The following is a 13,403-nucleotide window of genomic DNA, read 5'->3' on the forward strand; positions in this document are numbered from 1 at the left end:
GCCGCGATACGGACCCGTTCGGGCCGCAGGTCGCACAAGCACGCTCGGCCCCAGCCGAGCCCGGCCGTACGGTCGCTGCGCGGCGTGCCGAGGAGCACATGCACGCGGAGGAGGGAGCCGCAGGACGGGCAGAATGGGGCGTCGTCCCTCCCGCCGCGTCAGGTGACCGACGCCGTCCGCGGGTTGCTCAGCGGTCGTTGGGATCTGAGGGTTCGCGCTGGTCGGTGACGGTTTCCGTGGGTTCGGGTGGCGTCGATCGATCGGACGGCGTACCCGAGGTTCGCGCGCGCGGTGTCTGCGTTCCCCAACCCCGAACCCGGCGGCAAGGGCTCGCCGGGTTGCGGGTATACCGCGCGTCAGGCCGGCGCTGGGCTGGTCGGTGCCGCCGGGTGCCCGGGATCGTCGCGGTGGAAAATCGCCAGGAGGGCGAACCAGACCAGGATCATGATTCCGGCCGGGCGCAGGACTTCCTCAGCGAGAAGGGTGCCGACGAAGGAGTAGCCGGCGAGCCAGACGCCGGTGATGATGCCGATTACGCGGACCGGCCAGGAACGGCTGACCAGAGAACTCGCCACAATCCAGACGCCGGCGAGGACGTGACCGCCGAGCCGGACCGCCCAGGCTGTGTCGTACTCGATCGCGTTGATCATCAGGATCCCGGCGAGTACGTCGAGCGCCACCCAGCCGTAGCCCGCGGCTTTGGCCCAGGGCGCCGCCTCCAGGCGCGATACCAGAAAGAGGATCGAGAGGTGGAAGAAGACACCCAGGTATTCTCCCCACGCTACCTCCGGGTCCGCGAAGAAGGCGACCACGATAGGGAGGAACAGAAGGAGGGGTAGTAGCGCCACCAGGCGCAGGCTGGCGTAGTGCCGCCGAGGATCGAGCATCGGAGAAGTCCTTGTACGTCGAGCCGTCTGGTCGGGTCGAACACTAGAAAGAAGGTGTTGATATGTCAACACCTAGCCGGGTGGGGCGACCGAGCTGTGGCTGCGATGGAAACGCGCCCATGAGATGGTCCGTGCCGCCGTCATCGCCGAAACCAACGGACCCCGCGAGCAGGTCCGCCACATGTGGACGCAGTGGCGGCGCTGGGCGACGGCCAACCCGGACAAGCGGCGGGCGCTCGCACAGCTCCAAGTGGCGGATGACATCACCGCCGACAGCCACCGGGCGGCGAGCCTGGCGTTCAGCGGCATCGCCGACCTGCTGGAACGAAGCCGGGCCAACGGGCCGATGCAGGACGTGCCGCTTGGCTTTGTCCTGACCCTGGTGAACGCGATCGCCGAGGCGACGATCGACGAGATGATCCGCGAGCCTGCCGAGGCCGAGGCCCGCGGCAGTGTCGCGTTCGACGCCATTTGGCGGGTGCTGGCCGGCTCCTCCGCTGCGCCCACCGTCTGATCTCCATCCATCCCCATGATCTCCACCGCAAGGGAACCGACGTGCCAAACCCCAGCCACAGCACATCGCCCGCCAGGACGTGGATCATCACCGGGCCGACGTCCGGAATCGGCCGGCGCACCGCGCTCAAGCTCGCCGAGCACGGCTCCGTCGTGCTGGTGGGCCGCGACCCGAACAAGCTCGCAGAGGTCGAAGCCGAGATCGACGCGCGGCCCCAGGGTCACGCGGTATCGGTGGTCTGCGACTTCTCCGGCATCCCGAGCGTGCGGCGCGCGGCCGCACGGATCGTCGCGCTCGGTCTTCCGATCGCCGGCCTGCTCAACAACGCGGGCATCATGCCGACTCGCGCCGATCAAACCGCACAGGGGTGGGACCTCGCCTTCACGACCAATCACCTCGGACCATTCGCACTGACGGAGGCGCTCATACCGCACCTTCCCGATGGTGCGAACGTCGTGTTCGTCTGCTCGGGCGTCGAGGATCCGGAGCGGAAGCCCGCGGTCGTCGCCGGCTTCCACGGCGGGCGCTACATCTCGGCGAAAGCCGGCTTGCGCGGCGAATGGCAGCCCGGCGGCTCGTCCAAAGCCGGCTTCGACGCCTACGCCACCTCGAAGCAGTGCAACCTCGCCACCGTGCTCGCGTTCGCGCGTGAGACTCCGCGGCTGCGCTTCAACGCGGTCGAACCGGGCTTCAATCCGGGCACCGGCCTCGGCCGCGACGCGAACGCCGCCGTCCGGTTTCTGGCGAAGTATGTCGCCGCGCCGCTCGCGCCCCTCATCAAGCACTGGAGCACCCCGAAGCGTGCCGCCCGGATGATCACCGGGGTACTGACCGACGGGTCGGATCGGACAGGGGTGTACTACGACGAGAACGGCAAGCCGATGGTCGGCTCCGCTCAAGTCCGTGACCCTGCTTTCGCTGACCGCGTCGTCGCCGAGACCCGCGCGCTGCTCGCCGCCATTCCCGTGGACGCGGCACCCACGAATCGGTAATCGCCGACCGCGACCTGGCCGTGGACCTGGTGACCACGATTCCGAACCCGCATCGGCATGTGCCGGTGTCGGAGGCACGGTCCGCCGTGGAGTCACCCACATTCCGGGGTGACCGTCGCGCCCGCCACAGTCCCCGGACCGTGCCGAGTACCCCAAGTTCCTGCGCGGGCCGCGCGGCACCGGGTTCCTGTACTGCTCGCGGCGGATGCTCGACCGCCTGGAGCCGCCGTTCCTCGACCTGCACGGACCTGCACGCCGCCAGCTGGACCTCCGCCGACTCCTACGAGATGCGCGGCGACGCCCGGCGGTTCGAGAACCGGGAGGGCTACGTGGCCGGCAAGAACAACACCGAGGACGAGCTGGACCGGCTGTGCGAGGCGCTGCCCTCCGCCTGACTACAGGCTCCAGTCGATGACCGGCCCCGCGGGCACGATGCGCAGCGGGTTGATCTTCGGGTGGGTGCCGTAGTAGTGCCGCTTGATGTGGTCGAAGTTCGTCGTGCCGCCGAATGCCGGGTTCGCGTACAGGTCCCGGGCGTAGCGCCAGAGGTTGGGGTAGTCGGCCAGGCGGCGGAGGTTCGCCTTGAAGTGGGTCACGTACACCGTGTCGAACCGGGCCAGCGTGACCCACAGGCGGACATCGGCCTCGGTGAGCCGGTCGCCGAACAGGTAGCGGCCGGCGGCCAGGCGCTCCTCGAGTTCGTCGAGCGCCGCGAACAGCGTCGTCACCGCCGCCTCGTACGCCTCCTGGCTCTCGGCGAAGCCGCACTTGTACACGCCGTTGTTGACGTCGGCGTACACGCGCTCGTTGAGCGCGTCGATGTCGCCCCGCAGGTCCTCCGGGTAGAGGTCGATCCCCGGCCTGGCCCACCGCGCGAACGCCTGGCCGAGGTCGAGGCTGATGTCGGGAAAGTTGTTGCTGACGATCCTGCGGGTGCGCCGGTCCCACAGCACGGGCACCGACACATGGCCGTCGTAGCCGGGCTCGGTCGCCTCGTACGCCTCCCGCAGCAGGGTGAAACCGTTGAGCTCGTCGGGGCCGTGGCCGGGGCCCTCGCGGAACGCCCACCCGCGCCCGTCGCGGACGGGATCGACGACGGACATCGACACGACGTCCTCCAGGCCGAGGAGCGCCCGGACGATGACGGAACGGTGGGCCCACGGGCAGGCCAGCGAAACGTACAGGTGATACCGGCCGGGCTCGGCGGGATATCCGCCGCTCCCGTCGGCCGTGACACGGTCGCGGAAGCGGTACAGGGGCCGCTCGAACGACCCGTCCGGCCGGGTGGCCGCCTTGATCGTGTAGTCGCCGTAGGCCGCGAAGTCCACTGGACTCGCGACGGGGGCCGTTGTCGTCACGCCGCCACCGTCCTCTCGTCTCCTGCACGACGAGAGTAACGGGAGTCGGTGACATGGGTCGCATGGCGTCGACGGCGCCACACGGCCGTCCCGGTGCGGCGGTGCCGCGCCTTCACGCCGCCTACCGGCGCGGGGCGCCGCCCGCCGTTGGCCGGGGTCCGGTCAGTGGGCCGGGCCCATGTGCGCCGGTCCCGTCGTGCGGAAGCCGCCGGGCTGCCCGCGCTCCATCATGCCGAACCGCATGGTCGCCAGGCCGAAGAGCAGGATGAGCGCGCCGACGACCACGTTGCTGATGATCGTCGCGGTGGTCGCCATGCCCCCGCGGATCACCCAGGGGGCGATGATGGTCCAGATGCCGAGCAGCGGGGCGACCCAGGAGATTCCGTAGGTGCGTCCGAACGCCGAGCTGTACCCCATCGCCAGTAGTGCCACGGCGAGACCCGTGACCAGGTTGTTCACCGCAAGCGGAGTTCGCGTGCCGCTGAATCCGACGATCCACGGCGAGAGCGCTAGATACAGGCCGCTCAGGAGCGTGAGACCGTCGGCGAGCTGCGCGGCGGGATTCGCCGCGGCGGCCTCGTAGCGGGCGCGCATCTGCATGATGTCGGGATGCGTCCCGATGTCGGCACCGTGTGTCATACGTCACACCACCCTTCAGGTGTGTGCTGTAGTCCTTATTCCTAGCGTACGCCCGGTTCGTCACTTTTTCCCGTTTTGGTGGGATTGTGTTTGCGGGGTGTGAGCGGGGACACGCCGGGCGGCGTTTAGCCCCTTCACCAGCGGAAAGAGGGAGTTCGTCAGCTTCTGGAACTGAGAGGAGCGTCCGGATGAGCGCGGAGGACAAGTTCAGCAACAAGTCGGAAGAGGTCGTCGGCAAGGCCAAGGAGGGGCTCGGCAGGGTCACCGACGACGAGAGCCTGGAGGCCGAGGGCCGCGCCGACCAGTCGAAGAGCCACATGAAGCAGGCCGGCGAGAAGGTGAAGGACGCCGCCGGCAAGGTGAAGGACGCCTTCAAGGACTGACCCGCGCGGGGACGACGATCTCGCGGGATGCGACAGGCCGTCACGGCGCCCGGATGAACGGGCGACGGCCGTCGCAGGGGGACGAGGGGCCGCCGAGCCGGGGAGGATCTCCCGGCGCTCCCGTCCCCTTGGGTTTTGGGAAGAGTAGCGGCCGGCTCCACGCGGAGCCGGCTTCCGCGTTCATCGGGAGCGGCTCGTGCGGTGAAGGGCCGTCTCCGGACCCGCGGCGCTGCCGGAGGACCGGCCGGTGGTTCCGGAGCGCCGGTGTTCGAGGCCGGCGGCGCCGGCCTGCGACGATGAAAGGACGCCCGCCGGTCAGGCCGCGTGCGGCAGCGAGACGCGGAAGGTCGACGTCACAAGAGCCTGGATGAGACGCACCAGCAGCGCCTCCAGGACCATGATGGCCGCCCGGGAGAGTACGGCGGCGAGGAACTCAGACACTTCACACCTCGGTAGGACAAATCGGCTTCTAGGGAAGAGTGACGCATAAACCTCCCAGAACGGCGTAGTTAAGGTTACCGTTCGGTGAACGGTCGATGACCGTTGCGGATACACGTCCTGATCATGTGTCCCTGCCGCGTCCCCGATCACGATCCGGCCCCGGGCCGGCCCGGGCACGCGCCGGCCCTGTGCCCGTCCTGTGTCCGCCCAGTGCCTGCCCAGTGTCCGCCCTGTGCGAGCCCTGTGTCCGCCCTGTGTCCGCCCTGTGCGAGCCCTGTGCCGGTCGCCCGCCGCACGCCGGGCCGGCGTGCGGGCATGATGCGCCGATCGCGCGGTGCCGCCGGTTCGCGGACCCGCGCGAGGCGCCCCACGTTACTTGGCGCCGGCCCTGGTGCGCCGGGTGGTGGTGCCGGTGGCGGGGGTCTTCGCCTCGCCCTTGGCCGTGCTGGTTCTCCTTCCGGCCCCCCGCCCCGTCGTCGGCGCCGCCGGCTCCTGCATGGCTCCGGCGCCGGTGGCGGCCGCCGCTGGTGTGGGCGTGGTCGTCCCGCGGGTCTCCTTCTGCGGGGCGCTGAGCGGTGACCAGCGCTGCTCCCGGGCCCTGGCGCGTTGCGCGATCATCGTTCCCGCGCCGATGGCCGCCGCCACCGGCCATTCGAGGATGCCGAGCGCGGCCAGCGCGCCGAGACCGCCGTAGTACATGATGCGCTCCGGCGGCGGAAGGAACGTCCGGGCGACGTCCACGGCGTGCCCGACGTCACGGCCGCTGATGTGCGGCATGCCCACGTGCGGCAGGTGCATTTCGGGCGCCCGCAGCTGGAGCCGCAGGAACGGCAGGTTCAGGTCCAGCTGGGGCCGGTGCTCTTCCTTCATCTCCATGCCCGGGCCGGTGGGCGGAGCCGGAGTGGGCGTCGGTGTGGGCGGCGTGGTCGTCGTCCGGGCACGGGCCGTCCGGCCCCGGGCTGTCGTCGTGCCGGTCGTGGCCGTGCCGGCAGCCGTGCCTGCCGTGGTCGTGCCCGGCGTCGCCTCGGTCGTGGTCATGGATCCTCCCCGATGACGTGTCCCCCGACCGCGGATCTCTGCCCGACCCGCGAGCGCTTCGGGAAAATGACCTTTCTATCCTCTATCGAGCCTCCTGTGGTTGCTGGTGCTGATAGCGACTATTTGCCCACTTTTGCCAGTGCTTTCGTCTCCGTACGCCTGGGCGAGGATGGCGGGCATGACACGTATAGGGATCTTGCTGTTCGACCGGGTGGAGGAACTGGACGCGGTGGGCCCGTGGGAGGTCTTCGGCGTGTGGGCCAAGCTGCGTCCGGACGAGGCGGAGGTCGTCGCGTTCGCGCCCCGGGCGGGAGCCGTACGGGCGTCCAAGGGGCTCACCCTGCACGCCGACAGGTCGGCGGCCGACGTCGGCCGCCTCGACGTCCTCGTGCATCCGGGCGGCGCCGGGACCCGCCCCCAGCTCAAGGACCCCGACCACCTCGCATGGGTGCGGGACCAGCGCGAACGCGTGCCCCTGATGACCAGCGTCTGCACCGGGTCGCTCGTCTTCGCCGCGGCCGGGCTGCTGGCGGGCCGCCCGGCGACCACGCACTGGGGCGCCCTCGACCTGCTCGCCGAGCTGGACCCGACCATCGACGTCCGGCGCGACGAGCGCTTCGTCGACGACGGCGACATCGTCACCTCGTCCGGGGTGTCGGCGGGCATCGACATGGCACTCCACCTGGTGGCACGGCTCGCCGGGGTCGACCGGGCCCGTGAGGTGCGCCGGCACATGCAGTACGACCCGGAGCCGCCGGTCTAGCAGCCCGTGCAGCGGCTCGACCGGTCTACCGGTCCAGGACGTGCAGCGCGCGGGAGCCGGTGCTGAGCAGCTCCGGCCCCTCCTCCCCGCACACGACCACGTCGGCCACCCGGGCGCCGAAGAGGTCGGGCAGGTAGATGGCCGGCTCCAGGCAGACGGTCATCCCGGCCTCGAACGTCTCCCCGGCCGCCAGCCAGGGCGCCTCCGCCGGGCTCAGCCCGATGCCCCGGCCGGCCCGGACGGCGGCGTAGTCGCCGTAGCCGCTGCCGTCGACGACATCGCGGGCGATCGTCGCGGCCTCGGCGCACGCCACCCCGGGGCGTACGCGGTCCACGGCGGCCCGCTGGGCGGCGAGGACGACCGAGTACATGGCGTCGAAGTCCTCCGGCGGCTCCGCGACCGCGAAGACCCGGGCGACCTCGGCGCAGTAGCCGTTCCAGCGTCCGCCGACCGAGACGAGCAGCGCGTCGCCGGGGTTGATCACCCGTTCGCACGGCTGGTGGCGCGGGTCGGCCGAGTGCTCGCCGGCGGCGACGAGAACGGAGGGCGCCCCTTCGCAGCCCGTCTCGGCGAGCATCGCCCGGAGCCTGCGGGCCATCGCCACCTCGGTGGCGCCGAACCACGCGAACTCGCGGGCGGCGAGTAGCACGGCCTCGGCCGCCTTGGCGGCGTGCCGCATCGCGGCCACCTCGTCGGCCCGCTTGCGCAGGCGGAGCGGCGCGAGCACGGCCGAGGCCAGCACGAGCTCCGCGTCCAGGCGCAGCGCGAACAACTCGGCGGCGTGCATCTGCGGGTCCACCGCCACGCGGCGGGCCGCCCGCGGCACGAGGGCCGCCGCCCGCGCGGGGTCGTCGGCCGGGGCGGGCGGCCCGTCGAGCGCCACCACGAGATAGCCCGCCTCGGAAAGCTCCGCCGAGCCGGCCCGCAGATACCGGAAGTCCGGGGAGGGCCGAAGGACGAGGGCGTCGATGCCCGCCCCGGCCATCCCGGCGCGTACGTCCTCCAGCATGAGCGGGTCGATCATGACGGGGAGGACGGCTCCGGCTCGTGCAGCCAGCAGGCCGCGGGCCCGAAGTCCGGCTCCCGCTCCCGGCACACGTCCATGACGAACGGGCAGCGGGGGTGGAACCGGCAGCCCGCCGGGGGATCGGCGGGGTCGGGCACGTCCCCCGGCAGCTCGGCGGGCAGCACCCCGGCGCCGTCGGGGGAGGGGATCGCGGCGAGCAGCGCTCGCGTGTACGGGTGCCTGGGGTCGGCCCACACCTCCGCGGTCGGCCCGGTCTCCACGACCTTGCCGAGGTACATGACCGCGATCCGGTCGGCGATCAGCCGTACGACGGACAGGTCGTGGCTGATGAACAGCAGGCCCGCGCCGGACTCCACGGCGAGGTCGCGCATCAGCCGGGCCACCTGCGCCTGGGCCGAGGCGTCCAGGGCGGAGATCGGCTCGTCCCCGATCAGCAGCGACGGGCGGGCGGCGAGCGCCCGCGCGATCGCGACGCGCTGCCGCTGCCCCCCGGAGAACTCGTGCGGGTATCGGCCGGCGAACGCGCGCGGCAGCCCGACCCGTTCGAGCAGATCGGCGGGTTCGGTCGCGGTGTCGCCCGCCGTACGCAGCCCGTCGGCGATCTGCGCGCCCACGCGGCGGCGCGGGTTCAGCGAGGAGTACGGATCCTGGAACACCATCTGAACGCCCGTGAGCGCCGGGTCCCTGCGGCGCAGCCCGAGGGGCGTCACCGGGCGCCCGCCGACGAGGATCCGTCCCGAGGCCGCGCCGTGCAGCCCGCACACCGCCCGGGCCAGGGTGGACTTGCCGCACCCCGACTCGCCGACCAGGCCGACGACCTCGCCGGCGGCGACGTGCAGGCTGGCTCCGGCCACGGCCTTCACGACCGGGCGGCCCGGCGTGCGGTGCTCCACGACCAGGTCCTCCACGGACAACAGGGGCCCAGTCAGAGGCAGGGTCATGGCGAGTTCTCCCCAGGAGGCACGGGCAGGGCGTCGAGCAGCGAGCGGGTGTAGGGGTGGCGCGGCTCGCGCAGCACCTGGCCGCGCGGGCCGGTCTCCACGACCAGCCCGTCCTTCATCACGCTCACCTCGTCGGCGACCGCCGACATCACGCCGAGGTCGTGGGTGACGAGGAGGACGGCGAGGCCGAGGTCGTCGCACAGGCCGCGCAGCAGGCGGAGGATCCCGGCCTGCACGGTCACGTCGAGCGCGGTCGTCGGCTCGTCGGCGATCAGCACCTCGGGCTCGCAGGCCAGCGCGACGGCGATGGCGATCCGCTGCCGCATGCCGCCGGAGAACTGGTGCGGATAGCGCTTCAGCGCCTCCTCCGGGCCGGGGATGCGCACCTTGGCGAGCAGGCCGGCGGCCCTCTCCCGCGCTTCCTTCCCGCCGATGCCCAGGTGGTGGCGCATGTGCTCGGTGAGCTGCCGCTCGACCGTCAGCATCGGGTGCAGGCTGGTCGCCGGGTCCTGGAAGACCATGGCGATCTTCGCGCCGCGCACCTCGTTGAGCTCACGGGCGGGCATCTCCAGCAGGTCCCGGCCGCCGAAATCGATCCGTCCCGACGCGCGGGAGCCGTGGGGGAGCAGGCCGAGCACGGCGAGACCGGTCATGGTCTTGCCCGAGCCGCTCTCGCCGGCGAGGCCGTGCACGCGGCCCGCCTCCAGGGTCAGGTCGACGCCGTGCAGGACGTCGTGGCCGCCGATCGACACCCGCAGCCCCTCGATCGTCAACGCCGCCGTCCGGGACTCGGCTGTCACAGGGCACGCTCCTTGATCGCCCGGGCGGTCCGCGGGTCGAGCGCGTCGCGCAGCGTGTCGCCGAGGAAGTTGAACGCGAGGACGACCGTCAGGATGGCGAGCCCGGGGAACGTCGCGACCCACCAGCTGTCGAAGACATCCACACCGGCGGCGACCATCGCGCCCCACTCGGGCGACGGCGGCTTCGCGCCGAGCCCGAGGAACGACAGGCCCGACAGCAGCAGCAGCGCCGTGCCGATGTCGAGGGTGGCGAGCACCAGGACGGGCCCGGTGACGTTCGGCAGCACGTCCACCCGCAGCGACCGCCAGGCGGAAAAGCCCAGCAGCCGCCCGCTCAGCACGAACTCCCGCTCCCGTACGCCGAGCACGAGGCCGCGGGTCACCCGCGCGTACGCCGGCCAGGCGACGACGAGCACGGCGAGCACCGCGTTGCCGAGGCTCGCGCCGAGGGCGGCGGCGACGACCATCGCGAGGATGACGGTGGGGAAGGCGAACACGAGGTCGGCCAGGCGCATGATCGTCTCGTCCACCCACCGGCCGAAATATCCGGCGCAGGCGCCGAGCAGGCCGCCGACCAGCACCGACAGCGCCACCAGCAGCAGCGTGAGCGGGATGGACACCCGCGCGCCGTACATGACCCGGCTGAGGATGTCGCGGCCGAGCTGGTCGGTGCCGAGCCAGTGGCCCGGACCGGGCGGGGCGAGCCTGGGCAGCTCCTGCGCCAGCGGGTCGTGCGGCGCGAGCACCGGCGCGGCCAGGGCGACCACGATCCAGGCCAGCGCGACGACGGTGCCGACGACCGCCAGCGGCCGCCGCCACGCCTGCGGGAGCCGGCTCACGCGGGTGCGCGCGAACAGGCCTTTGCGCTTCACGAGACCCTCACCCTCGGGTCGATGACGCCGTACAGCACGTCGACGACCAGGTTGATGACGAGGTAGACCACGCCCACCACGAGGCCGACGCCCATGACGGCGGGCAGGTCGAGGGTGGTGGCGCTCTTGTAGGCGTACTGGCCGACCCCCGGCCAGGCGAACACGGCCTCCACCAGCACGGTGCCGGACAGCAGGCTGCCGAACGCCAGACCGGCGACGGTGATGACGGGCACCAGGGCCGGGCGCAGGACGTACCGGAACAGCACCACCCGGCCGGGCAGGCCCTTGGCGCGGGCGGCGCGTACGTAGTCCTGCCCGAGCACCTCCAGCACGGCCGAGCGGGTGAACCGCGTCAGCAGGCCGATCGTGTAGAGGGCCAGCACGAGCGCGGGCGCGGCCAGGTGGCCGACGGCCGAGGAGAACACGTCCCAGCGTCCCGACAGCAGGGCGTCGACCGTGTAGAGGCCGGTGACCTGCGGCGGCGGGGTCATCCCCGGATCGATGCGGCCGCTGCCCGGGGTGATCTGCAACCGGAAGAAGAACACGTAGAACGCCACCAGCGCGAGCCAGAACGTCGGCACCGAGATGCCGACGAGGCTCAGCACCCGCAGCACGTGGTCGGAGAGGCGGTCGCGGCGCAGCGCCGCGATCACCCCGAACCCGACGCCGAGGACCAGCGAGACGAGGATGGCGGCCCCGGCCAGCTCCAGCGTGGCCGGCACGGAATCGGCGAGGTCGTCCAGCACCGGGCGGTGACTTTGCTGGCTCGTCCCGAGGTCGCCGTGCAACAGCCCTTCGAGGTGCATGAGGTACTGCTGCGGCAGCGGCCGGTCGAGGCCGTGGTCGGCACGCCACTGGGCCACGATCGCCGGGTCGCCGAGCGCCCGCTGGCCGAGGTTGGCCGACACCGGGTCGCCCGGCACCAGGTTGGTCAGCACGAAGGTGACCAGCGTGATCCCCACCGCCAGCAGCAGCGCCGTGACGATCCGCCGCACCAGGAACCGGGCGAGCGGATTGCGCACCACCCGGTTCCCCGTACGGCGGCTACTTGGCGCCGAGGTCGGCGACATTGATCGTCCACACGGGGTGGTACTCCACACCGGTGACGGACGCCGCCGTCACGATGTTCTGGCCGGGCTGGATCAGCGGCGTGAACGGACCGGTCGCGTTGAGCTTCTGCTGGAAGTCGGTGTACGCCTGCTTGCGGTCGTCGTCGGTCACCGCGGCGCCGGCCTTGTCGGCCGCGGCCTCGACGTCCTTGTCCGCGCCCGCCTTCCATCCGGCCCGCAGGCCGACCAGCTTGCCCGGGGCGAACGACAGGTAGTTGCTGGGGTCGGGGAAGTCGGGTCCCCAGTACCACAGGCCCAGCTCCTCCTTGCCGTTGCGGTAGTTGTCCAGCGCGGTGGTGACCGGGGCGGGGGTCAGCTCGACCGTGATGCCGACCTCCTTGAGGTTGGCCTGGATGCGCTCGGCCAGCGGCTGGAAGGACAGGCCGTTCACGGTCAGCTCGCTGGGGTACTCCAGCTTGACCGTGGGGTCGGTCACGCCGCTCTCCTTGAGCGCCGCCTTGGCGCCCTCGACGTCGCGCTTGGCCGCCTGGTCGGCCGGGAGCGCGCCGAGGAACATCGACGGGATGATGCCCGACGCCTGCGTCGAGCCCTCGCCGGCCAGCTCCAGCAGGCCCGGGTAGTCGATGCCCTTGCGCACGGCCTCGACGAACTTGGGGTTGGAGGTGACCTTGCTGACGCCCGAGTCCTGGTTGGCGAGCAGGAAGAACACGTACGCCGAGGCGGTCCGCTTGACCTGCAGGCCGCCGGAGATGCCGGTCACCTGGTCGCCGGACAGGTTCAGCGCCACCTGGCTGTCGCCGCGCTGCACGTTGAGCTTCTGCGTGGCCGACTCGACGTTGCGGATGACCACCTTGTCGTAGTACGGCTTCTTGGCGCCCCAGTACTGCGCGTTCGCCTTCAGCACGACCTGGCTGCTCACGTTGAAGGACTCGATCGTGTACGGCCCGGAGCCCGCCGAGGCGGAGTTCAGGTACTGCTCGGCCTTGTCGTTCGGGTCGTTCGTCGCGCCGTGCTCCTTGGCCGCCTTCGAGTTGAGGATGCCGAGGGCCGGGTTCGGAAGGATGTACGGAAGCGCCGGGTTCGGGGTCTTCGACGTCAGCGTGATGGTCGTGTCGTCGGTCTTGGCGATCTCCACGCCGTCGAGCAGGAACGACGGCGTGCCCTTCATGTCGCGCACGCGGGTGAGGGAGAACACCACGTCGTCGGCCGTCACCGGCGAGCCGTCGGCGAACTTGGCGCCCTGCCGCAGCTTGAGCGTGAGCTCCTTGCCGTCGGACGACAGTTCGTACGACTCGGCGAGCGACGGCACCGGCTTGGTGACGTCGGAGCCTTCGAACGTGAGAAGCGTGTCGTAGGTCGCCTTGTCGACGATCAGGCCGGTCGGCTCGTAGGTCCGCCCCGGGTCCGCCGTCTTGAGGTCGAACGAGGTGTCGATCACGAGCGTCTTGCCCGCGGCGCCGCTTGGGGTGCTGCTGGACGAGCCGCCGCCGGAGCAGGCCGCGAGGGCGAGGGCGCCGGTGAGCACAACCGGGAGCAGGCCGGCCCTCACCTGCCACGAACGGGTCGTCATTATGTGTCCTCCGAAAACAGGCCAACTCTTGGCCGTATGGACGTTTGGTCGCCGATCGTCCAGGATTGTCCGGCAGAAAGTCCAGCTCGTGCGGCCAAGCCGAGACGA

Annotated in this window: 16 protein-coding genes; 5 read left to right on the forward strand and 11 right to left on the reverse strand. The window is 71.4% G+C overall.

All coding sequences use genetic code 11. From position 1 onward, the window contains the following. Positions 1–356: 356 nt before the first annotated feature. Complete coding sequence (locus ABZ857_RS17065) at positions 357–887, reverse strand: hypothetical protein (RefSeq protein ID WP_357043860.1); 531 nt, start codon at positions 885–887, stop codon at positions 357–359. A 124-nt stretch (positions 888–1,011) separates the two neighbouring features. On the opposite strand from ABZ857_RS17065, the gene ABZ857_RS17070 reads away from it, so the two are divergent. The 3 genes from ABZ857_RS17070 (at position 1,012) to ABZ857_RS17080 (ending at position 2,788) form a co-directional block, all read left to right on the forward strand. Beyond that, a complete protein-coding gene (locus ABZ857_RS17070) occupies positions 1,012–1,401 on the forward strand; it encodes a hypothetical protein (RefSeq protein WP_357043862.1) in 390 nt (129 codons plus the stop codon). A 41-nt stretch (positions 1,402–1,442) separates the two neighbouring features. Beyond that, a complete protein-coding gene (locus ABZ857_RS17075) occupies positions 1,443–2,393 on the forward strand; it encodes an SDR family NAD(P)-dependent oxidoreductase (RefSeq protein ID WP_357043864.1) in 951 nt (316 codons plus the stop codon). Positions 2,394–2,533: 140 nt separating this feature from the next. After that, the gene (locus ABZ857_RS17080) at positions 2,534–2,788 is read left to right on the forward strand and encodes a hypothetical protein (RefSeq protein ID WP_357043866.1); all 255 of its coding nucleotides are present in this window, start codon (positions 2,534–2,536) and stop codon (positions 2,786–2,788) included. On the opposite strand, the gene ABZ857_RS17085 is transcribed toward ABZ857_RS17080, so the two are convergent. Both ABZ857_RS17085 and ABZ857_RS17090 read right to left on the reverse strand, forming a co-directional pair. Further along, positions 2,789–3,751 (reverse strand): glutathione S-transferase C-terminal domain-containing protein, encoded by a 963-nt coding sequence (locus ABZ857_RS17085; protein WP_357043868.1) that lies wholly within the window; start codon positions 3,749–3,751, stop codon positions 2,789–2,791. A gap of 162 nt (positions 3,752–3,913) precedes the next feature. Further along, entirely contained in the window at positions 3,914–4,390 is a 477-nt protein-coding gene (locus ABZ857_RS17090; protein ID WP_357043870.1) for an SPW repeat protein, read from the reverse strand. A gap of 188 nt (positions 4,391–4,578) precedes the next feature. Between ABZ857_RS17090 and ABZ857_RS17095 the strand changes: the two genes are divergently transcribed. Further along, positions 4,579–4,773 (forward strand): CsbD family protein, encoded by a 195-nt coding sequence (locus ABZ857_RS17095; protein WP_357043872.1) that lies wholly within the window; start codon positions 4,579–4,581, stop codon positions 4,771–4,773. Positions 4,774–5,088: 315 nt separating this feature from the next. On the opposite strand, the gene ABZ857_RS17100 is transcribed toward ABZ857_RS17095, so the two are convergent. Together ABZ857_RS17100 and ABZ857_RS17105 are read right to left on the reverse strand one after the other, a co-directional pair. Continuing rightward, the gene (locus tag ABZ857_RS17100) at positions 5,089–5,214 is read right to left on the reverse strand and encodes a hypothetical protein (RefSeq protein WP_357043874.1); all 126 of its coding nucleotides are present in this window, start codon (positions 5,212–5,214) and stop codon (positions 5,089–5,091) included. 372 nt (positions 5,215–5,586) lie between these two features. Further along, entirely contained in the window at positions 5,587–6,252 is a 666-nt protein-coding gene (locus tag ABZ857_RS17105) for a hypothetical protein (protein WP_357043876.1), read from the reverse strand. Between the two features lie 178 nt (positions 6,253–6,430). On the opposite strand from ABZ857_RS17105, the gene ABZ857_RS17110 reads away from it, so the two are divergent. After that, the gene (locus tag ABZ857_RS17110) at positions 6,431–7,015 is read left to right on the forward strand and encodes a DJ-1/PfpI family protein (protein WP_357043878.1); all 585 of its coding nucleotides are present in this window, start codon (positions 6,431–6,433) and stop codon (positions 7,013–7,015) included. Positions 7,016–7,040: 25 nt separating this feature from the next. Here the strand turns inward: ABZ857_RS17110 and ABZ857_RS17115 are convergent, their stop codons facing one another. From ABZ857_RS17115 to ABZ857_RS17140, 6 genes are read right to left on the reverse strand one after another with little or no spacing between them, the layout of a single operon-like run. Beyond that, positions 7,041–8,039 carry a M24 family metallopeptidase gene (locus ABZ857_RS17115; RefSeq protein WP_357043880.1) on the reverse strand — a complete coding sequence of 333 codons (999 nt, stop codon included), beginning with the start codon at positions 8,037–8,039 and terminating at the stop codon, positions 7,041–7,043. Continuing rightward, positions 8,036–8,983, reverse strand: coding sequence for an ABC transporter ATP-binding protein (locus ABZ857_RS17120; protein ID WP_357043882.1), 948 nt, complete (start codon positions 8,981–8,983; stop codon positions 8,036–8,038). Before ABZ857_RS17120 ends, ABZ857_RS17115 begins: the two co-directional genes overlap by 4 nt. Then, positions 8,980–9,783, reverse strand: a complete 804-nt coding sequence (locus tag ABZ857_RS17125) for an ABC transporter ATP-binding protein (RefSeq protein WP_357043884.1) — start codon at positions 9,781–9,783, stop codon at positions 8,980–8,982. Before ABZ857_RS17125 ends, ABZ857_RS17120 begins: the two co-directional genes overlap by 4 nt. Next, positions 9,780–10,655, reverse strand: a complete 876-nt coding sequence (locus tag ABZ857_RS17130) for an ABC transporter permease (RefSeq protein WP_357043886.1) — start codon at positions 10,653–10,655, stop codon at positions 9,780–9,782. Before ABZ857_RS17130 ends, ABZ857_RS17125 begins: the two co-directional genes overlap by 4 nt. Then, on the reverse strand, positions 10,652–11,677 hold the full coding sequence (locus ABZ857_RS17135) for an ABC transporter permease (RefSeq protein WP_357043888.1): 1,026 nt from the start codon (positions 11,675–11,677) through the stop codon (positions 10,652–10,654). Before ABZ857_RS17135 ends, ABZ857_RS17130 begins: the two co-directional genes overlap by 4 nt. Positions 11,678–11,699: 22 nt before the next feature. After that, on the reverse strand, positions 11,700–13,295 hold the full coding sequence (locus ABZ857_RS17140; RefSeq protein ID WP_357043890.1) for an ABC transporter substrate-binding protein: 1,596 nt from the start codon (positions 13,293–13,295) through the stop codon (positions 11,700–11,702). Positions 13,296–13,403: the final 108 nt, after the last annotated feature.

Source organism: Microbispora sp. NPDC046933, from assembly GCF_040644635.1.
Lineage (GTDB): Bacteria > Actinomycetota > Actinomycetes > Streptosporangiales > Streptosporangiaceae > Microbispora.